This window comes from Sporosarcina ureae, from assembly GCF_002109325.1.
GTDB lineage: Bacteria > Bacillota > Bacilli > Bacillales_A > Planococcaceae > Sporosarcina > Sporosarcina ureae_C.
Genome location: NZ_CP015348.1, coordinates 1,834,752 through 1,858,460 on the forward strand (window position 1 = coordinate 1,834,752; position 23,709 = coordinate 1,858,460).

The following is a 23,709-nucleotide window of genomic DNA, read 5'->3' on the forward strand; positions in this document are numbered from 1 at the left end:
GAGGAGACTATCCCCACTGCATTTTTATTTCAACTCTAATTTAATATCACCTTCAAGATAATTCGGGTAAGCAAATAATTCTAGCTTCAATGGATTTACATAATCGGTCCGATCAAAGTTCAAATCCCAATGCGTTGCTTCTCCATCACTATATTTACCTGTTGAAGGGCTTTCCACCTCTTTCCCGTTTGCATCAACCGCAGATCCAATAAAGAAAAACGGAAATTCCTCATCACCCGTATGATTCATGATGAATTCAGCATGATGTTTGGTGGATTCTAACAACTGAATCTTTTGATCTTCTGGCTGATTGATCCATTCACCCGTTTCCGTGTTCACTTCCGCAAAGGCATCCTCTGCTCGTATTGCCTGCACTTTATTGATGCGCAAATACAGTTTTTCGGGTTTTGAGAAATAATTGCTTTGCAGGAAATACGTAGACTTCCCATCCTCCCCACCGAACGCTGTCGTACCGTTTCGAATAGATCCCCACACCTCGCCTTTTTCATCTTCCAATCGCATATCCTCGAATTGTAAAATTTTCATTGTATTATCTGGATCAATAGAAACTTTTACACCTACTCGTAATGGGGATATCGTAATGTCTTCAATCCAAAACTTCTGTCCTTTGATTTCTACTTCTTTATCTATTGAATAGACCTCACTTGGCTTAACTTGTTCAGGCACAGTAAACCGTACAGTAAACACCGTTACTTCGCCTTTCAATTTGATGGCTACTTCCAAATCAAATGACTGATTGTGCGAAGTATATTGTTCACCAAACTGATAATCTATACGATCTTTGTACGTATAATTCTCTCCTTCATCTATCATATTCCCATAAGAAAAGCTGCCTTCGGGAATTCCTTCCGCTTGTAAATTGATATAGTCGACTCGTAAGCCTTTCAATGAATGATCGGATGCAATTGTATAGAAAATATTAATTCCCGACTCATCTAAAATGACGCCATCTACCGTCAGTGTTTTGTCGTCAATCGTTTGAGTCGCTCCGATTTCTTGATAATAGTCGTTTTGAATCGCCGCATCGAGCCCTTTATCCATCGCAATCAATTCCACGAACTTTTCCAGACCTGGAATGGAAGCTACTGCATTGGCGAAGACAGGAGATACGCGAATAGACGTAATGAATGTCAGAAGCAACAATGCTACAACCGCTACACTTCCGAAGAATCTCTTTCGTCTCCTTCTACTCTCTCGCTTTTCTCGCCGCGCCCTTTCCATGCCTTGACGGATCGCTTGATCAGCTTCAGATAAAGGTAGTTGCTGTTGATCCAAACGGTCTTTCAGTCGCTTCAACTGCTCTTCTTCTGTCTCATACATGATCACTACCCCCTTTATCTTCAAAGTATGACCTCAGCGTATGCATCGTCTTATGAAGCCTGGACTTCACTGTGCCCTCTGGAATATTTTCCGATTGTGCAATATCTTTAATTTTCACTTCCTGAAAATATTTTAAATAAATTAATCGTTGCTCTTCATTAGATAACGTAGCTAACGCTTCCCTCATTTCAAGATACGAAATATCCTCTGCGGATACAGTCTCCAATCCACTGGCGTCTACAGTGAATCGTTTACGTAGTTTTAACTGATCTTGGCAGTAATTCATCATAATCCGAATGAGCCACGTCTTGAGATAATTCGAATCTTTCACTGTCGCAATTTTTTTATATGCGCGATACGTTACTTCCTGTAGTGCTTCGATCGCGTCATTTTCATTTCGCAGAAAAGCCAAGGCTGTCCGCAGAAGCGGTTCCTTATATAGTTGCATCACAGCCAGAAACGCGTCATCATCGCCGGCTATTGCTTTTATATGCAACTCTTTTTCATTAACCTTCATTGGACTATCACCTCTTCTTCTAGCTTCTTATACATTAGACTCTACAACAGCTAAAAAGTTCACGGCACTTTTTATTTATTTTTCTGCATAAAAAAGATGCCTATTCTTACTAGGCACCTCACTTTATTTATTCTGTTCCTTCTACTAATTCAGTATAGACAACGAGTCGATCATCATGTGTTTTCGCTTTACGATCCCACGATCCTGTACACGTGATTAAATTCAATCCACTGCCATACGTGAAGCCAAATATCTCATCAACTGGTGCATCAGTACGTGGATATGCGACCTTCTTTACTACTGCGAAACGTAACATTTCCCCATCTTCGCCATGTATCAAGACTTCATCGCCAATTTTCATCTTATCCAATTCATAAAATATGGCTGGGCCCGTCTTTGAATCTACATGTCCCGCAATAACTGCACTCCCCCTACCGCCAGGCTTTGTACCCGGTGAAAACCAGCCTGCCTGATCAGGGTCTTGTGGGACTCCCATCTGACTATTATCCAAACGCCCGACTTCTTCGATTGGAGCCTTCACGTCGAGTGAAGGAATTTCAATTACTTTCGGCTCGATCCCAACCCGTTTATCTTCTAATGAAAATTCCTCCGCTGTACGTAAGGGAACAATCGGCATATCTTCCACCTCAGCTACTTCTATAGAGGAAGAAGCCTTCACAACTTTCTCTTGTGGCTTGGCCTCGGGCTGTGTACAACCAGCCAACAGCATTGCACCAATGAGTACTTGTATATATAGTTTCATCATCTACACGGCTCCTTCCTAAAAAAGTAGTGTATTCTTTTATTGCTGTGCTGCTGTTTTTCTACGAATCAAGACTAGAGATGTGCCTGCGATGAAGATCATGCTTAATGTGACCCATAGCACCGTATAATCCGTTTCTTGACTCATTCCGCCCATTCCTGTTTTCGGCATGTCAGCAGGCATTGCAGAAGCAAACTGATCTGGGAACTGGTCAACAATCGCACCAGATAATGCGGTTCCTACACCAAACATATGACTGTATGCTTCGTGAATATTGTCATATGTTGCTTCGTAGTCCTCATCCACATAGCTATCGAATGCCATTAGTAATTGATCGACGTGCATCTTCAAACCTTCTTCGAGATCTGCGGCTTTCAATCGACCTTCCGTTGCCGTATCCAAAAATGCAGCTTGTGTTACACGGTAGGCATCCAAATCTGCCATGGCCTTGTCTTGTCCTGCTTTATCTTCTTTCGCTGTTGCTTGTACATAATCCACAAAGTAGCCAATATGACTGCTCCAGATTTCATTGAACTGTTTTGCCCCTTCAGCACCGTATACCGATTCCACAGATTTCGTTAGATCTTCTGTATTGGTGTTTAAAATAGCTGCAGCTGCGTCAAAGTCTTTCGCACCGTCAATTCCCTTTTGCATAGCAAGTATCGCCAACGCTGCATGTGTTGAAAATTCATTGTTTAGTGATTCGCGTAAATCTGCAGCTTTCGTGTCTACGGATAGATTGTCGAATTTCTCAGGGAATTGGTCAGTGATCGCCCATGATAGACCTTTTCCCGTTCCGAACATGTGATGCATAGACTCTTTTAGACTTTCATATGCCTTATCGTAATCTGCTGCTCCATAGTTATCGAATGCCCAGATCAACTGATCGACGTGCATTTTCAAGCCTTCTTCTAGATCTGACGCCTTTAGACGATTTTCCGTAGCGACAGCCAAGAAGTCTGCCTGAGTGACACGGTATCCGTCTAGATCTTTAAGCGCTTTCTTTCTGCCTTCTTCATCTTTCTCAGCTGTTGCCGTAACATAGTTGACGAAATAGCCTATATGGCTGCTCCAGATTTCTTTGAATTGCTCACCTGCTTTGTCGCCGTAAACGGAACCTACTGCTTTCGACAATTTATCCGTATTTTCTCCAAGTTGTCCCGCGGCTGCTTCAAAGTCGGCGGCACCATCCAAACCTTTTTGCATAGTAATAACCGCCAAGTAGGCATGCTCTGAAAGAATGTTGTCGAGTGTTGCTCGTAAATCTACTGCTTTATTCGATACGGCTTCAGATGCTTTTCCTCCGTGTTCGTGTTCTGCTGCGTTTGTCAGAATCGCTCCTGTTGGAAATAGTAGTGACACACTCAATGGAATAGCTGCCCAAGTTTTTTTGAATTTCATAATCAATCGCTCCCTTATTCGTTTTTGTTATACAGCTAACGCAACGAATATCAAAACGGATCACTTTTTCTTAAAAGTTTTTAAAAAAACTATAAATACAACGTTGAATACAACATGAAAAAGCCTGAACCCATCACTTTGCATGAAGGTTCAGGCTGTACTTCTACTATATTCCACCGGCCAAAATAATCTGGCCTTCTGGCGCTGAGAGGTTCGGTTCTTTCTCTACCGTGATCGCAACAGTATCCCATGTTCCCGAAAGATCTGTGAGCGGATGGCTAACAGTTCCTGTACCGGTTTCATTCGGCTGAACAATTCCCGCAGGATACGGCTGATCACCTTCTATCACCCAGACTTGATATAGTTCATCTTTAGAGAGTGTTGGTAAATCTGTGGCATCGAGTAGCAATATATTTTGATTGCCATCTGCTATTAACATTGCGACTGCGGATGCACTCGTACCTTCTTGTGGTGCCAGTATACTTTGACCAATCAACTGGATTTCACTCTGCGCTATTTCAGGTTGCTTTTGTGTTTCTGAAAATAAGAAAGCATTCGCAACGAGTGAAGCAAATAACCCCGCAGCCAGTAAGGATGTCACGGGACCCATACGCCGACGACTTTTTTCTTTAGTCGGCATCGATACCACTTTAGCTTGTTCTGGGATGTCAGGAAGTGAAGCAAATATACGCGCTTTTAAATCTGTCGGTACTTCTATCGCTTCTGACTCATAGGGTAGATCTTCTGTTAACATCTCCCACTCTATTAACTCTTCTTGACAGGATGGGCACTCAATCAAATGATTTTCAAATTGTCTCATCTCGTCTTCAGTCAGGGTACGATTGAAATAGTCAATCAGCATATGACATGATTCATTCATTTGACACCCCTCCTTCCTGACCAATAATTCCTTTTAAATGCTTTAATGCTAGCCGAATCCTACCTTTTACCGTTCCAAGTGGAAGCTTACAGTGTTCGGCAATTTTACTTTGGCTGAAGCCCTTAAAGTAAAACAAGTCAATAATTTCTCGTTGCTCTGCGCGTAGCTCCGCAATTGCTGTACGAATCACTTCACGCCGTTCATTCCATTCAGCAGTAACTTCTGTGGATACGGTCTCTTCAGTCAATGAATCTTTGTCCAACATCGGTTCATACGCATGGCGTTTAGATTTACGAAGCTCATCTATCGATTTATTTCGTGTCACGGTCAGTAGCCAAGAAGAAAATTTTCCTTTGTCTTCAGTATAGTGGTTCGTTCCATTCCACAACTTTAAAAAGACATCTTGCGTTACTTCCTCCGCCATAGTGCGGTTATTGGTCATTCGATAAGCAAATGAAAAAACCAATTTTTCATAACGGTCATATAATTGCTCAAATGAATGCCGATTATGAGCAACTGTTTGATAATAGAGTTGTACATCATCCGGTTCGGTCATAAGACCCTCCTTTTTACAGGTTTTTTCTTTTTACCTTACCACAGACGATCGAAAGACATCATTTACTAGACTTCTACTATTTGTAAAAACATAAAAAAGAGGTGTTCCCGTTATAGCAACGAGAACGCCTCTTTTATTATTCTTTGGGATCCTCAAGCGACCGATCCACTTTTTTACGCTTTCCCTTCAAATCAAGCTCTTCTCCAAATTCTGTGTTGTAATTCACATTTCGAATTCGGTCAAACTGTTTATGAGGTTCTACTTTCTCATCCACATCAACAACCATTTCTTCATTCGATTTAACTAAAAGTCCAATTGTAGCTAATCCGCTTAGTCCCACAATGGCATAAACAATCTTAGCAAGAATCGTGTTTTGTCCTCCAAATACACTGGCAACCAAATCAAAGTTGAAAAATCCGATCAATCCCCAGTTAAGGGCACCAATAATGACTAACGCTAGTGCAATTCGCATAAATGTACTCATGTTGCACACCTCCTCCAACAATCTATAATCGAATCCAGTACATGTTTGTATAGATTCCTTATTATAGTTCACCGAATGAGACTTTTCATACATTTACATATGAAAATCGTTCTATTTCTTCAGTTAAGACCTTACAGTATAAGACTATAAAAATGAAAGTAGGGATCACATGCGAATAAATGGAGTGTTTTCAGGTGGTGGATTGAAGGGTTTTGCGTTAGTAGGTGCGGTTCAAGAGTTAGAGGAACAAGGATATCATTTTGAAAATGTAGCTGGAACTAGTGCCGGTGCTATTGTAGCAAGCTTTTTGGCAGCAGGCTATACAGCTAATGAAATTGAAGTCATGTTGGCCGAAGAGAATTTTCAAGATTTGCTGGATCCAAGAAAGTCTCTGCTATCATTTCCATTTATGAAGTGGTTATCGCTTTATTGGAGAATGGGTTTATATCAAGGGAAAGCATTAGAGGATTGGTTTTTTGATAAGCTAGCCCGAAAAGGTTGTTACACGTTTGGTGATCTGCCTAAAGGCTCGTTGAAATTAGTAGCATCAGACTTAACGAACGGTAAAATGATGGTCTTGCCTGATGATTTAGAGCAATATGGATACGATCCCGATGGTTTTTCAATTGCCAAAGCTCTTCGCATGAGTTGTGGTATTCCATACTTTTTCGAACCAGTGCGCCTGATAGCCCAGAAAGGAACGATTGTTGTCGATGGTGGAATACTAAGTAATTTCCCGATGTGGATTTTCGATGAAGATACGGTGTCCGTAAAACGACCAGTAATTGGTCTCAAGTTAAGTAGAGATCAAAGCGAAGTACCTGGACGCTCTATCCGTAATGCTCTGCAATTATTCGAAGCCTTGTTTGCTACAATGAAAAATGCGCATGATGAAAAGTATATCTCACGTGATCAAGAGAAGAATATAATCTTCATTCCAGTAGAAGATTACAGCGCAACTCAATTCGATATGAATGAAGAAGAAATTGAAAACTTGCTGTCTATTGGACGCAGCCGTACCAAAGACTTTCTGCTAACTTGGTCGCCGGTTAAACTACAGTTAGTCAGTAAGCAAAATGTCACACAAATGAAATATTAGCATGGGTTTCTGTTTAAAACCCTGTCACTGCGGGTAAATTGACTTATGAGGAGGGTTGCTATCATGACCAACTATAAAGAAAGTTCTATCTTCATCCGAGAGCTTGAACTACTCAGTGACGAGTACGATACTGCACCCGCCGATATCAAAACTTTTATCTTAGAAGATATTCAGTTACTTGAATCTGCGATCTCCCTTTTACAAAGTGATGTACAGTAATTACTTATCACATAGAGTCTATTTCATGCTTTCAAAAATAACTGTTGCATCTTACTATCACGTTCTGCACGTTCCACTTCCGTTGCCAAGTCATACTTTTTCAATAGATGAAATACCTCGTTCAATGTTTCCTGACTCAATTGCCTATTCAAAAATTCCTTACCACTTTCCACTAGCTCTTGCGGCATGAATGTTTGTTGTTCACTTAACTTTTGCACAACATCCTGCTGCGTATGATCAATCGTACATTTGCTCATTTACATTCACTCCCTTGTCCACTACCATATCATAATATTCGGTGAACATAAAACGAAGACTTGTTGCTATATCGAAGAAGCCACAGGTCTTTTTGTGGTTTATTCAACTAACTACTCTTTAACCGATACATGCTACAAGCCATTTTGCATTCGATATACGGGAGATGAGCAACATATGACAACTATTCCAAAGCGCCGACGGACTATTTCTCCACCCGCACTGATTGCTTTGTCTTTTGCAATTACTATTGTAGTAGGGACTTTGCTTCTGAAATTACCTTTTGCGACCTATACACCAATTAGCTGGACGGACGCTTTTTTCACCGCGACTTCGGCAACGACTGTTACCGGTCTAAGTGTCTTCGATATTAACACTACACTGACTATATTTGGTGAACTGATTGTACTTTTTCTGATCCAAATTGGTGGAGTGGGATTTATGGCATTTGCTGTGGCTATGCTGATGATTCTCGGCAGAAAAGTTGGAATGAAAAACCGCATATTTATTCAGGAATCGTTCAACTACCAATCGATTGGTGGCACGATTAAATTCCTGCGTGAAATACTTTTGTTCGTTTTCATAGCGGAAGGTATTGCATTTATTGCACTGTCATTTTTCTGGGTTCCTGAATTTGGATGGAAGCACGGCCTTTATTATAGTTTGTTTCATGTAATATCCGCATTTAATAACGCCGGCTTTTCCATTTTTCCAGATAACCTAGAATCGTTCGCTGGAAATTCCGCCGTCATCCTGATCTTATCTAGTTTATTTGTTATTGGCGGTATTGGCTTTATAGTAGTAGTGGATATTTGGCATAAGCGTTCTATACGACAATGGGCTTTACATACTAAAATGATGGTTTATGGCACATTGATCTTGAATGCGATTGCTACGTTGTTTTTGCTTATACTAGAATTTCACAATGAAAAAACCATTGCGGATCTGAGCTTTATAGATAAAGTGTGGACTTCTTACTTCCAAGCCGTCACGCCAAGAACAGCCGGCTTCAATATGATGGCTGTTGGTAATATGGAAGAATCCTCATTGCTTCTTACACTTCTTCTAATGTTTATTGGCGGAGGAAGCGCTTCTACAGCATCGGGAATTAAATTGACGACATTTATGATTATTATATTAGCGACACTTTCTTATTTTAGAGGCATAAAAGAGCCACACATTTTCAAACGAACAATTAAAGCAGAGTTAATTGTTCGTTCCATGGCGATTGCTGCGGTAAGCTCTTGTGTAGTTTTCACCGCTTTATTTTTATTATCCATTACAGAAAGTATACCTTTCCTACCTGTCTTGTTTGAAACCATTTCTGCTTTTGGTACGGTAGGATTGTCCATGGGCATTACAGTTGATTTAAGTTCCGTAGGCAAAGTCATACTTTGTGTTGTCATGTTCTTGGGAAGAATTGGCCCGTTGACTTTGTTTTTCTTACTTATTCGGGCAAAAAAGGAATCGTATCACTATTCGTACGATCAAGTGCAAACGGGTTGAATTACCTTTTAATTATTATCCTTAACCTTTCAGAGTTTATTCTGAAGGGTTTTCTTATTGACATAAATAATACAACTGTATATACTGTGCATATACAGTATATAAAAGGAAAAGGGTGATGTATTGAATATTATCATCTCCAATTCGGTGAATCAGCCCATCTATCTGCAAATAAAAAATCAGTTGAAAGAGCAGATCTTAATGGGTGAGCTGAAAGAGAAGGAAGCATTGCCTTCCATACGCAAACTAGCAAAAGACTTGCAGATTAGTGTGATCACAACCAAAAAAGCTTACGAAGAATTGGAACGGGATGGACTGATCGAGACGTTCCCAGGAAAAGGTTCATTTGTTGCTGCACAGAACCATGAGCTCTTGAAAGAAGAACAGTTAAAGAAAATTGAAGAACAGCTAGTCAATGTGATTGAAGACGGAAGAGCATTTGATGTAGGTCTTGAAGAGATGATTCACATGCTGACATTACTGTACGAGGAGTGATGAAAATGGAAAATATAGCAGAAGTACGGAACCTGACGAAACAGTTCAATGGCTTTGCATTAAATGATCTAAGCTTCGATATTAAAAAAGGATTCATTACCGGATTCATTGGAGCAAATGGTGCAGGAAAAACAACGACAATCCGTTGCCTAATGGATTTAATTAAAAGTGAACAAGGAGAAATACAAGTATTTGGTCAATCCCATATTCATCATACGGCAGAGATCAAGGAACGCATCGGTTTTGTTTATGACGCAGATTTCTATTATGAAGACCTGACGATTGAGAAAAACAAACGGATTCTTGCTCCCTTCTACTCACGTTGGGATGATGAACTGTTCTATCATTACCTCAGGAAATTTCAGCTGAATACTGCCAAACGAGTCAAGCATTTGTCCAAAGGTATGCGGATGAAGTTTTCACTAGCGATGGCTCTTTCCCATCACCCTGACTTTATCATCATGGATGAACCAACGGCTGGCTTGGATCCGATTATTCGTCGTGAGTTGCTTGATATGATGCAAGACCTCATACAAGATGAGGAGAAAGCCATTTTCTTCTCTACACATATTACAACTGATCTAGACAAAATAGCAGATTTCATTGTATTTATCCATGACGGACGAATTATCTTTCAAGGAGAAAAAGAAGAATTTACCGAACGCTATAGGCTGGTAAAAGGGAGGGCCGATCAGCACAGTCTACTTGATGGCTTACCTGTAATCGGACTCCGTGCAACAGATGTCGGATTTGATTGTTTGGTCGATACTGTAGAAATACCTGTAGACACTCTGTCATCGCTACTCATAGAACAACCGACTCTTGAAGACATTATGTACTACACGGGAAGGAGCGAATCTTGATGAATGCGCTAATAAAAAAGGATTTATATACACAAAAGGCGAGTGCTTATTTCATTACAGCCTTGTGGTTCATCATATTCACAAACTTTTTTACGGACGGTCAACCTGTACGCCATGTCTTACTTCTGATCTTCGTCGCGTATTTCCTTGCCATTTCAACTAATAGCAAAGCCTTTGAGAAAGAATCCGTACTAATCAACAGCCTACCTGTCACTAGAAAACAGTTTGTATTGGCTAAGTATGCAACTGGTTTCATATGGTTCGGTATATCGGCAGTTGCGATACTCGTTTATATCTTTCTATTTGATACATTTGCCCCGTTTCCTACGAGAATGATGACAGTACCTGAACTACTTATCGCACTTGGATGCTTTTTCATTATCATTTCTCTGTTTTATCCGTTGCAATTCAAAGTGGGTTATTTGCTAGCTTCTTCTTTGACCATTATCTTGCCATTACTGAGTATGATGTCGTTTAGAATCATACTGAACATTATGGAAAATCCAAGAATGGTGGCAGAACAGAACTTCTTCCGGCACACCGCGAATCTTGTGATGATCAATCAATGGTCAATTGCCGTCTCCGTCCTTCTAGTAAGTGCTCTAGTGACATGGCTGTCTATCCTTTTATCTATACGAATTATCCGTAAAACAGACTTTGACCATAGTTAATTTTTTAAGTCTTACAACTTTTATGGTTGAAAATCGTTCAATACTCTATCACTGATACAAAAGGGAGGATCTATGGACATAAAACCAATAGTCGAATTACAAAACTTGACGAAAGTCATTGACAACAAGAAAATCATCGATAATATCAGCCTATCTTTATACCCTGGTCAGATCACAGGATTCCTCGGACCAAATGGAGCCGGTAAAACTACGACCATTCGCATGATGGTCGGGCTGATGAAACGGACTAGCGGCGAAATCCTGATTGACGGGAAATCGCTTTCCGAAGACTTTGAAGAAGGTTTATCCAAAGTAGGCGTCATTGTAGAAAACCCTGAGATGTACAAATTCATGTCAGGTTACAAAAACTTACTGCATTTTGCACGCATGCAGAAGGACATCAGTAAAGAACGAATCAACGAAGTCGTTACACAAGTGGGATTGGAACAACGGATTCATGAAAAGGTTTCCACTTACTCGCTAGGTATGCGACAGCGTCTTGGTTTGGCACAGGCTTTATTGCACCGTCCTAAATTTTTAATTCTAGATGAACCGACGAACGGTTTGGATCCTGCTGGCATTCGGGAGTTTCGTCAACATTTGCGAACTGTAGCGGAAACAGAAGGTGTTTCTGTCTTTGTTTCGAGCCATATGTTATCCGAAATCGAATTAATGTGTGACCGGATAGCCGTAATCCAGAATGGTCGCCTTGTCGATATACGGGATATGTCAGAAACTACTCAATCTCATTATTACCTAGAATTGTCCCCTGCCGAAGAAGCAAAAAGTCTATTGATTTCCAAAGGCTTCACAGTAGAATCATTACCTGTCGGTTTACTACTCCAAGCCGAGAAAGAACAGATTCCATCTATCATTCAGCTTCTTACATCTAATAAAATTGAAGTATATGCTGTGCAACCACACCGTAAAACACTAGAGGATCAATTCCTTGAAATGACGGGAGGCGGACAAATTGCTGAATCTCATACAAAATGAATGGATGAAGTTATGGGCTAAAAAAGGTACATGGGTAATGACTATTTTGTTAATTATCTCAGTCATTGGCCTAATGGGGTTGACTAAATGGATAAACAACCAAGATCGTACAGAGGCAACCGATTGGAAGTCCAATGCACAAGAACAGATAAACTATACAAAAGAGGCACTTGAGCTAGACCTTCCTGAAATGGAACGTAAACAGAACGAGGAAACGGTTAAAGTTTTAGAATACCGTTTAGCAAATAACATTCCACCTCTTGCTGTAGATGGCCGGGAATCCTTGATTATTAATCCTGTCGGGGTTGGAAGCTTTGTCGTACTTCTAACAGTCATTGCAGCAGCGGGCATCGTAGCTTCTGAATTCTCCCAAGGTACGATCAAAATGTTACTGACGCGACCAGTTAGTCGTTGGAAAATCATGACGTCAAAATACATTACAGTTCTATTCTTTGGCATCTTGCTCATGTGTATAGGATTTGCGGTAACTGTCATCAGTGCCTATATTCTGTTCCCTTCAGGTGCAGGTCAGGAACTGAAATTAGTCGGCAATGCGATCGTCCCTGTTTCGGTGTGGGGACATGGGCTGTATATGCTGATTCTATCTTTCGCCAACGTACTCATCACGGCTACGTTTGCCTTCATGATCGGCAGCGTGTTCCGCTCTAACGGAATGGCTATTGGTCTGTCGTTATTCATTTTCTTTACAGGCAATACGATCGCTTTATTACTTTCACAATATGAAGTTGCGAAATACTTGGTGTTCACGCATATGAATCTGACGATGTATGAGACCAACTCTGTTTTTGTGGATGGAATCACGATGCCGTTCTCGCTTGTTGTGTTGGCAGTATATATAGTGATTTTCTTGGTGATTAGCTACACTGTGTTTACGAAACGGGATATTACTGCATAGGATCTTTAAAGAATGAAGAGAGATTTTGAATGAATAGATGTGCTCTCTTGACCGAGCAGCAATCCCCTCGCATTCACTACTAACTCACCCTACATCCAGCCTTGAACTATGCTTTATTAAAAAAGAGATGCCCCATTGAATTTCCGGGGCATCTCTTTTTTATGTTCCGCAATACGTCTGAAAAGAACTTCCATCAGAAGGCGGTGTCGTGTATTCTTCTTGTTCTGCTGTATAAGCATAAGGGTTTTCAAGTACTTTGAGCAAACGGATAAACGGTTGCATATTACCTGTTTCAGCTGCCTTTAACGCTTCCTCCACCCGGTGATTTCTCGGGATGACTGATGGATTATGCTGTTTCATCAATGCTTCTACTTCTTGGACATCTTGAGGCTGACGTTGCAGTCGATCCATCCAGCGATCTTTCCAATCAATGAACTCAGGCGTGCCAAACATTTCTTCTTGTTGGCCAAGTGTCAATGAACGGAACGTGTTCGTATAGTCAGCCTGATGGTTTTCCATGATAGCAAGTAAGTCATTGACTAACGTTTCATCAAATTCTTCCTCATTGAACAGACCGAGTTTCGAACGCATTCCGCCCATCCACTCAGCAACATAAAGCCTGCCAAATTCAGCAAGCTTACCCTCTGCCAGTTTTACAGCTTCCGCTGGCTCTTCATGAAGCAATGGGACAAGCGTTTCGGCAAAGCGCGTTAAATTCCATTCTGCTATACCAGGCTGATTGCCGTAAGAATAGCGTCCTTGCACGTCAATTGAGCTGAAAACAGTTTTGGGATCATAGCTATCCATAAATGCGCAAGGTCCATAGTCGATTGTCTCACCGCCTATTGCCATATTGTCCGTATTCATCACGCCATGAATGAAGCCGGCCAGCTGCCATTTGGCAATCAAAGAAGCTTGACGTTGGATGACGTGTTCCAATAGCGATAAATAAGGTTGTGACTCTGATTTTGCTTCAGGAAAGTGCCGATTGATCGTGTAATCTGAAAGAGCCCGTAAATCCTCGACTACTTGTCTCGCCGCTGCATATTGAAACGTCCCTACGCGTAAATGACTTGAAGCAACTCTCGTCAACACTGCGCCTGTCAAAGCCTTTTCCCGCAAAACAGGTTCTCCTGTTACGGTGACAGCTAAACTGCGTGTTGTGGGGATATCCAGTCCGTGCATGGCTTCACTGATCAAGTACTCTCGTAACATCGGACCCAGTGCCGCCCGTCCGTCCCCACCGCGCGAATAGGGTGTCCTTCCCGAGCCCTTTAATTGAATATCCACCCGATGCCCTTCAGGTGTGAGATGCTCCCCTAACAGCATGGCACGTCCATCACCAAGCATCGTGAAATTACCGAACTGATGCCCCGCGTAAGCTTGCGCAATAGGTTCTATTCCTTCAAGTCGTTTATTTCCGGCAAAGCTCGCGATTGCTTCTTCAGAATGCAATTGTTTTTCATCCAGTCCTAGCGATACTGCTAATTCATCATTGGTCAGGACTAATTGCGGGGAGTCGACGGTATTCGGTTCCACTTCTGTATAAAATGCCTCCGGTAAGTCACAGTAGCTACACTCGACTTTCCATCCAATAGTTCGATTAGTTTTCATATATTCCTCTTCCCTCCATTTGTTGATCTAGAATAAATCATCAATTTCTATGGTGCTCTAGTTCAGGAAAAATATATTAACACCATTTAGACCTTTTTACTCAAATTATAAATATTTCCTCCTGTTTTACATTGATTTATGCGTAAAAATATCTATACTATTAGTAAATACCTATTTAGGAGGCCTATACCATGTCGTCATTTCGTCCCAAAATGAATATGGAACAATTACTTCAAAGAGGCACGGATTTGGATTCTGCGCCAAGATTTCAAGAGACACTGCACTACAATAATTTCCGCAAACAAGATGTTCAAAATCTTCAAGAACTATATAAAAAGTGTGAGAACATCACACCGAGTATTACTGATATTTTTGAACAATATTTAACGGAACTTTCTCCTACACAAAAAAACCCTGTACCTCGCTCATTAATTGATGAGTATTTACACGACTTCTTCACCATGACACGCAGTACAGAATATATGGAAAAAACACTTCGCTTCTTCTTTACTTTACGCAAGCATAAATTCGAAGCAGGAAAAACCATTGTTTTATTTAATCAATTCGCCTTTTATATCCAGACGCATGTATTGTATCATTTCGGTTATCGCCCAGCCAAAGCATTCGATTTACTGAAGTCTCTGCAAGCCGCTGTCAATATTGATCAGCAACTGTATATTGAACTGATGACAGAGCAGACAGTAGAACATGTAGTAACAGAAATTTCAGGTCTTGTTGATGCGAATGCAAAGATCATGTTCATGAAGGATTTGATCTTTAGCCTAGACCACCAATCGGATGAAATCCAATCCTCTACTGCCGCTACTGAACAAATTACAGCTTCTATTACGGAAGTAGCCAATACTTCCTCACGAATTTCTGAAAAGACTGCAGACTCCGTAGACTATGCGATAAACAGTAAGGAAACAATCGAAACAACACTAGAAGATATTTTTCAAACGGAACAACAATTCCGTTCTATTGTTGAAACATTCTCTTCTTTGCAACAACGCATCGGAGAAATTGAAAACGTCGTGCAATTGATCAATGGCATTGCAGGACAGACAAACTTGCTGGCATTGAACGCATCCATTGAAGCAGCGAGAGCAGGTGAACACGGTAAGGGATTTGCTGTCGTAGCACAAGAAGTTCGTAAGCTAGCTGAAAATACAGTATCTGCACTGGCTGAAGTTACGGATAACGTAGGACATTTAAAATCCTATGCCAATAACGTATCCCATTCTATTGAAGATACAACGAAAATCATTACGCATGCTACTTCAGAAGCAAAAAACGCTTTGCCGTTGTTGACAGCAATAGTTTCTGCAATCGAAGAAATTAATATGGATGTCAGCAATACAGCGGCCATATCCCAGCAACAAGCTGCCTCAATTGACGAAGTGTCTCATCGCATGATGGCTATTTCTCAAACACAGGAAGACATACGTCAATTTGGCGAGAGTACTTCTGCTTCCATTTACGATTTGAGTCAAGAGATCAATGCATTTCGTTTACGCGTAATTAGCGAAAACAGTGTTCACTTATCTTCTAAATCTTTACTACAATTATCGAAAGCTGATCATATACTTTGGAAATGGCGTATTTATAACATGCTATTGGGGCTTGAGACTGTGAGGCCGGCAGATGTTTCTTCTCACAAAGATTGTCGCCTCGGTAAGTGGTATAACCTGCCTGAAACGAAAAAAAGGCTTGGGCATCTGACTGCCTATCAAAACATAGATCAGTATCATGCATTAGTTCATCAATACGCACGCGAAGCAGCAACTCACTTTGAACAAGGTGACCGTGTGGGTGCTGAAAATGATTTAAAGCAATTAGAAGTTGCATCAATGGAAGTGGTCAATCTACTAGACGAATTAATCATCGTTCTAGAAAAAGAAAGCGAGAACTTACAACCAGTATGATCGTAAAAAAGCTATCCGGGACATCCATTGATGTCCAAGATAGCTTTTTTCAATACACTTTCGCAAGAGAGAATCCTCTACCAAGAATTTCTGATGCGTTCAGGAATACAACAAATGCCTGTGGTTCTTCCTCTCTCAGAATCTTCTTCAAATAAATCGCTTCCGCTTGCTCTACTACACATAAAATCATAGTTTTCTCTTGATTGGAAAAGCCGCCTACCGAGCGAACTTTAGTCAATCCGCGGTCAATTTCCTCTTTAATAATCGTCTGGATACGTTCTTCATTATCCGTAATGATCAATACCAGCTTAGATTGTGATGTCTGTAATTGTACAAAGTCAATTACCTTACTGGTCACAAAGATCGCCATCATCGCAAATAATGCTAACTCTAGATTAAATACAATAGCGGATGCAATAACCACCATGCCATCTACAATTAATTGCGCATATCCACTGGACAAACCCGAATACTTCTTGACGATTTGCGCCACTGTCGCTAGTCCTCCAGTCGAACCATTTCCTCTGTAGACTATGCCAAGCCCTACTCCTAACATGATTCCTCCATAGATAGCGGATAGTAAAGGATTGTCGATAGTCGAAGGAATATCAGCAGTCAGCCAAATAGTTAGCGGCACAAAAAATGTTCCAACTAATGTTTTTAAACTAAAATCCTTGCCGAGAAGTAACATGCCTATAAAGAATATTGGGATATTAATAAGCCACTGAACAAAGGCAGGCTCAAACCCATACATCTCATACAGAATAGTACTAATTCCAGATACGCCTCCAGCTGCTAGTCGCGCTGGTAAGAAAAATATATTAAAAGCTAAACCGACTAAAACAGATCCGATCATAATCCAGACATATTCTATCAGAAGCTTTTTCTTCGGTGAACGGGTTTTCATTCGTAAAACCTCCCTATCTCGATGAGCTAAAAGTACATTTGTCATTTTACATCATATTTGTGAGGATGAATAGCCTACCGTATATTTATAGGCATAAACGGTCTCCCCTTTGCATTTACTAGTTTTGATAGTAAATTCACTTGGAAGGAAGCGATGTATTGAAATTAACACCATTTATTGACCCACTACCTATTCCTCAATATCTTACTCCACTGGAGAGGCATAAGTGCTTCACGTACTATGAAATTGGCATGAAAGAGTTCTTTCACGAGTTTCATTCAGAGTTGGCACCCACAAAAATTTGGGGTTACGAGGGGCAATTCCCTGGTCCACTAGTCAACGTCAACAGTGGTGAGTGCGCACATGTTAAGTGGAAGAATGAACTCCCCGAGCAACATTTCCTACCAATCGATAGAACACTGCACGGTTCAAGCGAACATATGCCAGATGTTCGTACAGTCGTCCATTTACACGGGGCGGAAGTTGAGCCTGAAAGTGATGGTCATCCTGAAGCTTGGTTTACTAATAACTATCATACCGTCGGTGCGGTATTTGACTCGCCGGTCTATAAATATAATAATAATCAACGTGCCGCTACACTTTGGTACCATGATCACGCAGTCGGCATTACCCGTTTAAATGTTTATGCGGGTCTCGTTGGCATGTATATTATTCGCGATGAAGAAGAACGCAAACTAAACCTTCCTTCTGGAGCATATGAAATTCCATTAATTATTGCTGATCGCGGCTTTAACGAAGACGGCTCCCTATTTTATTCAGATACTACAAACGTGAGGCCAGGACCTGTACAGCCCGGATTGACATTCCCTCATCCTTCCGTCACACCTGGTGAGGCGTTTGAAAACATCACAGTCAACGGTAAAGTCTGGCCGTTTTTAGAAGTAGAGCCAAGAAAGTACCGATTCCGCATATTGAATGCATCCAATGAACGCTTTTATAAAATGAATTTATCAAATGGTCAGAAAATCATACAGATCGGTTCAGATGGTGGATTATTGGAAACACCTGCCTATATGGATGAGTTAACGATTGCACCCGCTGAACGTATGGACGTAATTATCGATTTCTCCAAACTGGCACCCGATGATACGATCGTCTTAGAAAACACCGCAGCGACACCGTTTGATTTCGCACCGCCAGTAGGTGCTCTGCCTGACCCCGAAACCGACGGACAAATTATGCAGTTTAGAGTGGTTGAATTAACGGCACCAGATACGAGCAATCTCCCAGCTATACTCAGCCATATCCCCAAACTTCGGGAATGTGACGCTGCTCAAACACGTGATATTACACTGGATGCAGACATCGATGAATATGGTCGTTTAAAGTTCTTGTTTAATAATAAAGGTTTCATGGAACGAATCGATTTTAAACCTCAACTGAATGATACAGAAATCTGGCGCATCATCAACACGGCCGGCGCAACGCATCCTATACACATCCATTTGATCCAATTCCAGATTCTCGACCGCATCCCTTTTGACGCCCAAGGTTTCACAGCGAATGGTTTACTGAATTTTACAGGTCCTCCTGTAAAACCTCCCGTAAATGAACGAGGATGGAAAGACGTCGTCCAATCTCCACCTGGATTTGTAACACGAGTGATTATGCGCTTTGCTCCATTCACCGGTCGCTACATGCTTCATTGTCATATTTTAGAGCACGAAGATCATGATATGATGCGACAATTCGAAGTAGTGGAGCGCAAATGTGGCTGCAAAACCAACTGCACATGCAAAGAGCATAAACCAAAACGCAAATGTGAGTGCAAGAAGAAGTGTACATGTCAGGGTAAGTGTACGTGTAAAAAAAGCTGTACATGTAAGAAAAAGAAATCGAATCACCCATCGAAAAAAGAACGTCATCATAAAAAATGTCCTACATGTCCTCCTTGTTCTGAAACGTATCGATGCGAATGTGAATGATGAAAAAGAACCCCGTGAGAGATGAATCTCGCGGGGTTTTTAGGCTTCTATCAAATAATCATAGAGTGTGTTTTCTACTGGGTGCTCCATTACCATGTTCATATGGACTACTGGTAAACGCTTTCCTTTACCATCTATCATATGGTCTTCCACAACACTTTGCTGGTCAGGTAGGCCTTTACCCAAGTAATAGAAGTCTGTTCCCTCATCGTCATCTTTCTTTACGAATAAATGAATGTCGATATCTTTTTCTTTCGCCTGAATAATCGTTTGCACTTCATTCGATCGGAGCGTTCGGTTACTGCGAGTATACCATTTGAATAACTCAGGATTGATGAATTCATCACCGTAATCCACGCTCGCTTCCACTTCTCCATGCTTATGATACGTGACGAATATAGGACAAGTACCGTGCTTCGTTTTATAACCATACATCGTCGAGCTCTCATCCGCCTGCCAATTCAATAATTTACATACATCTTTACGTGAATATTTGGCATGCAGCGTTAATTTATTTGCACAATCGTATACTTTGGATTTCTCTTTCGCACTACGCAACACGTCCGCAATTAGAAACACTGCATACGAATCATCTTCTATACTCTGCTGGATCTTTTCGTTGAACGTGAAAACTCGGTTATGATCCATCGTAATAATCGCTTGATTGCCATATTTCCTTTGGGCGTTTTGTGTGAAAAACGATAAATCATAAATTCGTGTGACGGATTCAATCGTATCCTCATCTACTTGACAGCCTGTAGTTTCTAGCTCGTAGATGAATTCATCTAAGCGTACACTTCCTTTAGAAAGTAACATTTCCGCCAGTACTACTTCATGGATCCGTTTGCCATTGATCAATTCTATAGAAAACATCGTTAATACTTGATTCTCATAAGGAGTAATCGTTTGAATAGAATCTTCCTTAGATACAACCTTCAATAGAAAATTAAAGTAACTATCGTGTTTATTAATAATAACGACCGGATCAATAGAATGCTGCTCGATAAAATCGAATAGATAAGGCACTCTGCCAATTTTATTCCTCAAATCTTGATACGCATCTTTCAAGATTTTCAAAGACGTTAAATTACTGCTGTTGATTGCGTTGAAAATACGCTTCTGTGCAACTTCTTCAAAATTAATTGTCGAGACACCTTTAATATAACTAGTATCTTTCATATTCCGTCGAACATTGTCTTTATTCATCGATCGGTCCCCAGACAATGCAATTGGAATCAAATAGTTATTCGCATAGTTTCCGATAAAATCAATGACCGTAACGAAGGGCTTGTTGTGATCCTTGCGCAGTCCACGTCCTAGTTGTTGAATGAAAATGATACTGGACTGTGTTTGTCTAAGCATGACCACTTGGTTAATACTTGGAATATCGATACCTTCATTGAAAATATCCACGGTCAGTATATAATCGAGTTCTCCTTTTTCTAGCTGATCCACTCTGCGCATGCGCTCATCATACGAATCATCGCCCGTTAACGCTACGGTTCTATAGCCGCGCAAATTGAGTTCTTTTGATAATTCATGTGCCTCTTCTTTTCGACTGCAAAACATCAAGCCTTTCACCTGATCACCAGCGTGACTATAATAGGTAATCTTTTCAATGACATGCTCAACACGTTCATTCGTTACCAATTTAGAAAGAACGGTGTGGTCACCAATAAGCTCCCCATCTATTTCAAAATCCGTCACACCAAAATAATGGAACGGACACAGCATATCTTCTTCTAACGCTTCTTGAAGACGAATCTCATACGCAATATGATAATCGAAAAGCTCGTAAATGTTGAAATCATCTGTACGTTCAGGCGTAGCGGTCATCCCCATTAAGAACTTAGGTGTGAAATAATCAATTACACGTAAATAACTAGTTGCGCCTGCTTTATGCACTTCGTCAATTAAAATGTAATCAAAGTCTTCTGGATTGAAGTCTTGAAGATTTTCAGCTTTTGATAATGTTTGGATACTCGCAAAAACATACTTTTTATCCGCCTGTCGATTCGCCCCGACGTACAAGCCGAAGTCTTCATCCATTCCACCGAGTACACGTTTAAAATCCTGCATGGCTTTCTTCAAGATTTGTTCTCTATGCACAATAAACAGCATACGTTTAGGTGAAAATTTTCGCACATCAAAAGCAGCAAGATACGTCTTCCCTGTACCCGTAGCTGAAATAACTAGTCCTTTATCATGACCAGTTGCACGTACTGCTTCAATACTGCCAAGAGCTGCTTGTTGCATCTTATTCGGAACTACTTCCAAAGCTTGCTCAATCGCATTAGTTTGATAAGCTGATGGATGCTCGAATACTTGAGACACCCTCGTCCGGTCTGCATTGTCTTGATAAGCTGTTTCATAGTGTGCAATCCACTCTTCAGTTAACTCATTAGCATCTGACCATACATCCTCAAACTGATCCTTAAAGTGATAAACGATGTCACCATCGCGGTGAGATGTCAGCTTCACATTCCACTCATAATTCACTTGTAGCGCATGTGCCGTTAAGTTTGAGCTCCCTACAATTAATGAATACTGATCACCTTGCTGAAAAATATACCCCTTTGAATGAAAGCCTTGCTTTTCAGTTAACCGCACTTCAATATTTGGGATGTTCAGAAGCTCACGAAATACTTTTGGTTGATTGAAGTATAAGTAAGTAGACGTGATGATCCGACCATTTACACCTCGTTTATGTAGATCATAAAATAATGATTTAAGTGTAGCGAGCCCACTTTCTGTAATGAATGCCACGGAAAAGAGAAATTGTTCACAGTGACGAAGTTCATCTTGAATAGAAGACAACACCGTCGTATTCTTTTGGGAACTGTTCACCAAAAGCTCCGGTTTATAACTACCACTTTGATGATGTTCTTTATTCACAAAACCTTTTTGTAAAGATGCTTCTAATTGCCGAATAAAATCTCCCATTCCTAAGCTACCCCATTTCTAAAGCTATTGGTTTGCCAGCTTTTCTATCGCCGGAATATCCGCAGGTGCCCATTCAAGCATATGTAATTGATCTCTAACAACCCAGCGTAATTCTGCATGTTCTGCCGCCACAGGCTTTCCTTCGACAATGCTCGCCATGAATGTTTCCAAACGAACGATCACTTTTTCATATTCATATGTAGTGTCTTCTACTGCTTCTCCTACCGTAATCACGCAACCTAGTTCTTCCTGAATCTCACGGCGTAGCGCTTCTTGGCATGTTTCGCCAGATTCTATTTTCCCGCCTGGAAACTCCCAATAATTCGGCAATGTCATCTCAGGACTTCGAAGAGCAGCCAATAATTCACCTTGCGCATTTTCAATTACTGCTCCTACAACATGTACTTGTTTCTTCATTCTTTTCACCTCTATTTTTGCTATATCCAGTTGGGATTCATTATACCACCGATTGAAGTTAAATGAAGAAGTCTCAAAGTGTTTCAGTCTGCTAGAAAACAGGAATACTTAACCAACTACTATAATATAATCTACTTAAATGAGGTGTAGAAATGAAACGAGGAAACACATCCGTATTATTGCGCGTGGTGATTGTTGTTACGTATGTTATCATGATTGCAGCCAATGCACTCGCAAATATACTACCCCTAAACGGACAAACAACAGGTGAGCTGTCAGATAAATACGGAAATCTATTCGCACCTGCAGGATTTACATTTTCCATTTGGAGTTTGATCTATTTACTGTTATTATTCCACGTCGTCTATCAATTGGGGTTGTTTCAAAAAACGAAGAATCCACAACTTTTAAGTCAAGTAGGTAAGTACTTCTGTATTTCATCTTTGTTAAATGCTTCATGGATTTTCTTATGGCATTATGAATACTTACTTTTTTCCGTTGTTGTGATGTTGCTTATGTTGCTAACTCTCATCAAAATCAATACCATCACCTTGAATGCAACACTGACACGTAGAGAAGCATTTTTCGTCAAACTTCCATTCAGTGTCTACTTTGGATGGATCACGATTGCTACGATCGCGAATATTACCGCCTTTCTCGTCTCAATTGATTGGGATGGATTTGGAATATCTGAAGTCACATGGACGATTATCATTTTATTTGTTGGCGCTGCTATCGGAATTATGACTACTATTCGACAACAAGATATCGCCTATGCCCTTGTGTTGATTTGGGCATATTACGGTATTTACTCGAAGCACACTGCAGTGAGTGGATTTAATGGAGAGTATCCTACGATTATTCTATCGATAATAATTTGCTTAGCGCTTATAGCACTGACTATTGTATTCGTTGTTGTGAAAAAGTTACGCAAATAAAAAAGCGCAAAGGAGCAGGCGATTGCCTTTTCCTTTGCGTCAAATAGTTGTGCAATT

Annotated in this window: 23 protein-coding genes; 11 read left to right on the forward strand and 12 right to left on the reverse strand. The window is 40.7% G+C overall.

Going from position 1 to position 23,709, the window contains the following annotated elements; genetic code table 11:
* Window positions 1-24: 24 nt before the first annotated feature.
* The 7 genes from SporoP32a_RS09205 to SporoP32a_RS09235 all read right to left on the reverse strand — a co-directional run bounded on the left by SporoP32a_RS09205 (window position 25) and on the right by SporoP32a_RS09235 (window position 5,942).
* Complete coding sequence (locus tag SporoP32a_RS09205; RefSeq protein WP_085427626.1) at window positions 25-1,341, reverse strand: DUF4179 domain-containing protein; 1,317 nt, start codon at window positions 1,339-1,341, stop codon at window positions 25-27.
* Window positions 1,334-1,858 (reverse strand): RNA polymerase sigma factor, encoded by a 525-nt coding sequence (locus SporoP32a_RS09210; protein WP_085427627.1) that lies wholly within the window; start codon window positions 1,856-1,858, stop codon window positions 1,334-1,336. Before SporoP32a_RS09210 ends, SporoP32a_RS09205 begins: the two co-directional genes overlap by 8 nt.
* Window positions 1,859-1,985: 127 nt before the next feature.
* Window positions 1,986-2,624 (reverse strand): class F sortase, encoded by a 639-nt coding sequence (locus tag SporoP32a_RS09215; protein WP_085427628.1) that lies wholly within the window; start codon window positions 2,622-2,624, stop codon window positions 1,986-1,988.
* A 36-nt stretch (window positions 2,625-2,660) separates the two neighbouring features.
* Entirely contained in the window at window positions 2,661-4,022 is a 1,362-nt protein-coding gene (locus SporoP32a_RS09220) for a copper amine oxidase (RefSeq protein ID WP_085427629.1), read from the reverse strand.
* Between the two features lie 166 nt (window positions 4,023-4,188).
* The gene (locus tag SporoP32a_RS09225; protein ID WP_085427630.1) at window positions 4,189-4,902 is read right to left on the reverse strand and encodes an anti-sigma factor; all 714 of its coding nucleotides are present in this window, start codon (window positions 4,900-4,902) and stop codon (window positions 4,189-4,191) included.
* A complete protein-coding gene (locus SporoP32a_RS09230) occupies window positions 4,895-5,458 on the reverse strand; it encodes an RNA polymerase sigma factor (protein ID WP_085427631.1) in 564 nt (187 codons plus the stop codon). The genes SporoP32a_RS09225 and SporoP32a_RS09230 overlap by 8 nt, the downstream gene beginning before the upstream one ends.
* Before the next feature lie 136 nt (window positions 5,459-5,594).
* Window positions 5,595-5,942: a DUF378 domain-containing protein gene (locus SporoP32a_RS09235; protein ID WP_085427632.1), complete on the reverse strand. Its 348-nt coding sequence runs from the start codon at window positions 5,940-5,942 to the stop codon at window positions 5,595-5,597.
* 169 nt (window positions 5,943-6,111) lie between these two features.
* Here SporoP32a_RS09235 and SporoP32a_RS09240 point away from each other — a divergent pair, with 169 nt between their 5' ends.
* Together SporoP32a_RS09240 and SporoP32a_RS16800 are read left to right on the forward strand one after the other, a co-directional pair.
* Window positions 6,112-7,041, forward strand: coding sequence for a patatin-like phospholipase family protein (locus SporoP32a_RS09240; RefSeq protein ID WP_085427633.1), 930 nt, complete (start codon window positions 6,112-6,114; stop codon window positions 7,039-7,041).
* Between the two features lie 63 nt (window positions 7,042-7,104).
* A complete protein-coding gene (locus SporoP32a_RS16800) occupies window positions 7,105-7,260 on the forward strand; it encodes a hypothetical protein (RefSeq protein WP_157129956.1) in 156 nt (51 codons plus the stop codon).
* Between the two features lie 23 nt (window positions 7,261-7,283).
* Here SporoP32a_RS16800 and SporoP32a_RS09245 read toward each other — a convergent pair whose 3' ends face one another.
* The gene (locus SporoP32a_RS09245; RefSeq protein ID WP_085427634.1) at window positions 7,284-7,517 is read right to left on the reverse strand and encodes a group-specific protein; all 234 of its coding nucleotides are present in this window, start codon (window positions 7,515-7,517) and stop codon (window positions 7,284-7,286) included.
* 175 nt (window positions 7,518-7,692) lie between these two features.
* Here SporoP32a_RS09245 and SporoP32a_RS09250 point away from each other — a divergent pair, with 175 nt between their 5' ends.
* The 6 genes from SporoP32a_RS09250 to SporoP32a_RS09275 all read left to right on the forward strand — a co-directional run bounded on the left by SporoP32a_RS09250 (window position 7,693) and on the right by SporoP32a_RS09275 (window position 12,962).
* Window positions 7,693-9,021 (forward strand): TrkH family potassium uptake protein, encoded by a 1,329-nt coding sequence (locus SporoP32a_RS09250; RefSeq protein ID WP_085427635.1) that lies wholly within the window; start codon window positions 7,693-7,695, stop codon window positions 9,019-9,021.
* A 123-nt stretch (window positions 9,022-9,144) separates the two neighbouring features.
* A complete protein-coding gene (locus SporoP32a_RS09255) occupies window positions 9,145-9,516 on the forward strand; it encodes a GntR family transcriptional regulator (protein ID WP_085427636.1) in 372 nt (123 codons plus the stop codon).
* 5 nt (window positions 9,517-9,521) lie between these two features.
* The gene (locus SporoP32a_RS09260) at window positions 9,522-10,379 is read left to right on the forward strand and encodes an ABC transporter ATP-binding protein (RefSeq protein WP_085427637.1); all 858 of its coding nucleotides are present in this window, start codon (window positions 9,522-9,524) and stop codon (window positions 10,377-10,379) included.
* On the forward strand, window positions 10,379-11,050 hold the full coding sequence (locus SporoP32a_RS09265; RefSeq protein WP_085427638.1) for an ABC-2 transporter permease: 672 nt from the start codon (window positions 10,379-10,381) through the stop codon (window positions 11,048-11,050). The genes SporoP32a_RS09260 and SporoP32a_RS09265 overlap by 1 nt, the downstream gene beginning before the upstream one ends.
* Window positions 11,051-11,122: 72 nt before the next feature.
* Window positions 11,123-12,046: an ABC transporter ATP-binding protein gene (locus SporoP32a_RS09270; protein ID WP_085427639.1), complete on the forward strand. Its 924-nt coding sequence runs from the start codon at window positions 11,123-11,125 to the stop codon at window positions 12,044-12,046.
* A complete protein-coding gene (locus SporoP32a_RS09275) occupies window positions 12,024-12,962 on the forward strand; it encodes an ABC transporter permease (RefSeq protein WP_085427640.1) in 939 nt (312 codons plus the stop codon). Before SporoP32a_RS09270 ends, SporoP32a_RS09275 begins: the two co-directional genes overlap by 23 nt.
* A gap of 159 nt (window positions 12,963-13,121) precedes the next feature.
* Here the strand turns inward: SporoP32a_RS09275 and SporoP32a_RS09280 are convergent, their stop codons facing one another.
* Window positions 13,122-14,576, reverse strand: coding sequence for a protein adenylyltransferase SelO (locus SporoP32a_RS09280; RefSeq protein ID WP_085427641.1), 1,455 nt, complete (start codon window positions 14,574-14,576; stop codon window positions 13,122-13,124).
* Between the two features lie 191 nt (window positions 14,577-14,767).
* Between SporoP32a_RS09280 and SporoP32a_RS09285 the strand changes: the two genes are divergently transcribed.
* Entirely contained in the window at window positions 14,768-16,501 is a 1,734-nt protein-coding gene (locus SporoP32a_RS09285) for a globin-coupled sensor protein (protein ID WP_085427642.1), read from the forward strand.
* A 49-nt stretch (window positions 16,502-16,550) separates the two neighbouring features.
* Here SporoP32a_RS09285 and SporoP32a_RS09290 read toward each other — a convergent pair whose 3' ends face one another.
* On the reverse strand, window positions 16,551-17,408 hold the full coding sequence (locus tag SporoP32a_RS09290; RefSeq protein WP_085427643.1) for a YitT family protein: 858 nt from the start codon (window positions 17,406-17,408) through the stop codon (window positions 16,551-16,553).
* A 158-nt stretch (window positions 17,409-17,566) separates the two neighbouring features.
* On the opposite strand from SporoP32a_RS09290, the gene SporoP32a_RS09295 reads away from it, so the two are divergent.
* Entirely contained in the window at window positions 17,567-19,354 is a 1,788-nt protein-coding gene (locus tag SporoP32a_RS09295; RefSeq protein WP_085427644.1) for a multicopper oxidase family protein, read from the forward strand.
* A 39-nt stretch (window positions 19,355-19,393) separates the two neighbouring features.
* Here SporoP32a_RS09295 and SporoP32a_RS09300 read toward each other — a convergent pair whose 3' ends face one another.
* Window positions 19,394-22,297 carry a DEAD/DEAH box helicase gene (locus SporoP32a_RS09300; protein ID WP_085427645.1) on the reverse strand — a complete coding sequence of 968 codons (2,904 nt, stop codon included), beginning with the start codon at window positions 22,295-22,297 and terminating at the stop codon, window positions 19,394-19,396.
* A 24-nt stretch (window positions 22,298-22,321) separates the two neighbouring features.
* A complete protein-coding gene (locus SporoP32a_RS09305) occupies window positions 22,322-22,714 on the reverse strand; it encodes a (deoxy)nucleoside triphosphate pyrophosphohydrolase (RefSeq protein ID WP_085427646.1) in 393 nt (130 codons plus the stop codon).
* Window positions 22,715-22,866: 152 nt separating this feature from the next.
* On the opposite strand from SporoP32a_RS09305, the gene SporoP32a_RS09310 reads away from it, so the two are divergent.
* Window positions 22,867-23,652 carry a lantibiotic ABC transporter permease gene (locus SporoP32a_RS09310; protein WP_085427647.1) on the forward strand — a complete coding sequence of 262 codons (786 nt, stop codon included), beginning with the start codon at window positions 22,867-22,869 and terminating at the stop codon, window positions 23,650-23,652.
* The last annotated feature ends 57 nt before the right edge of the window (window positions 23,653-23,709 follow it).

What these genes read in the sequence shown, in the direction of transcription:
- SporoP32a_RS16800 (WP_157129956.1), top strand. Translation starts at nt 7,105, where the DNA reads ATGACCAACTATAAAGAAAGTTCTATCTTCATCCGAGAGCTTGAACTA.
- SporoP32a_RS09240 (WP_085427633.1), top strand. Translation starts at nt 6,112, where the DNA reads ATGCGAATAAATGGAGTGTTTTCAGGTGGTGGATTGAAGGGTTTTGCG.
- SporoP32a_RS09265 (WP_085427638.1), top strand. Translation starts at nt 10,379, where the DNA reads ATGAATGCGCTAATAAAAAAGGATTTATATACACAAAAGGCGAGTGCT.
- SporoP32a_RS09310 (WP_085427647.1), top strand. Translation starts at nt 22,867, where the DNA reads ATGAAACGAGGAAACACATCCGTATTATTGCGCGTGGTGATTGTTGTT.
- SporoP32a_RS09235 (WP_085427632.1), bottom strand. Translation starts at nt 5,942, where the DNA reads ATGAGTACATTTATGCGAATTGCACTAGCGTTAGTCATTATTGGTGCC.
- SporoP32a_RS09225 (WP_085427630.1), bottom strand. Translation starts at nt 4,902, where the DNA reads ATGAATGAATCATGTCATATGCTGATTGACTATTTCAATCGTACCCTG.
- SporoP32a_RS09300 (WP_085427645.1), bottom strand. Translation starts at nt 22,297, where the DNA reads ATGGGAGATTTTATTCGGCAATTAGAAGCATCTTTACAAAAAGGTTTT.
- SporoP32a_RS09230 (WP_085427631.1), bottom strand. Translation starts at nt 5,458, where the DNA reads ATGACCGAACCGGATGATGTACAACTCTATTATCAAACAGTTGCTCAT.
- SporoP32a_RS09260 (WP_085427637.1), top strand. Translation starts at nt 9,522, where the DNA reads ATGGAAAATATAGCAGAAGTACGGAACCTGACGAAACAGTTCAATGGC.
- SporoP32a_RS09280 (WP_085427641.1), bottom strand. Translation starts at nt 14,576, where the DNA reads ATGAAAACTAATCGAACTATTGGATGGAAAGTCGAGTGTAGCTACTGT.
- SporoP32a_RS09305 (WP_085427646.1), bottom strand. Translation starts at nt 22,714, where the DNA reads ATGAAGAAACAAGTACATGTTGTAGGAGCAGTAATTGAAAATGCGCAA.
- SporoP32a_RS09215 (WP_085427628.1), bottom strand. Translation starts at nt 2,624, where the DNA reads ATGATGAAACTATATATACAAGTACTCATTGGTGCAATGCTGTTGGCT.
- SporoP32a_RS09205 (WP_085427626.1), bottom strand. Translation starts at nt 1,341, where the DNA reads ATGTATGAGACAGAAGAAGAGCAGTTGAAGCGACTGAAAGACCGTTTG.
- SporoP32a_RS09245 (WP_085427634.1), bottom strand. Translation starts at nt 7,517, where the DNA reads ATGAGCAAATGTACGATTGATCATACGCAGCAGGATGTTGTGCAAAAG.
- SporoP32a_RS09250 (WP_085427635.1), top strand. Translation starts at nt 7,693, where the DNA reads ATGACAACTATTCCAAAGCGCCGACGGACTATTTCTCCACCCGCACTG.
- SporoP32a_RS09285 (WP_085427642.1), top strand. Translation starts at nt 14,768, where the DNA reads ATGTCGTCATTTCGTCCCAAAATGAATATGGAACAATTACTTCAAAGA.
- SporoP32a_RS09220 (WP_085427629.1), bottom strand. Translation starts at nt 4,022, where the DNA reads ATGAAATTCAAAAAAACTTGGGCAGCTATTCCATTGAGTGTGTCACTA.
- SporoP32a_RS09210 (WP_085427627.1), bottom strand. Translation starts at nt 1,858, where the DNA reads ATGAAGGTTAATGAAAAAGAGTTGCATATAAAAGCAATAGCCGGCGAT.
- SporoP32a_RS09270 (WP_085427639.1), top strand. Translation starts at nt 11,123, where the DNA reads ATGGACATAAAACCAATAGTCGAATTACAAAACTTGACGAAAGTCATT.
- SporoP32a_RS09290 (WP_085427643.1), bottom strand. Translation starts at nt 17,408, where the DNA reads ATGAAAACCCGTTCACCGAAGAAAAAGCTTCTGATAGAATATGTCTGG.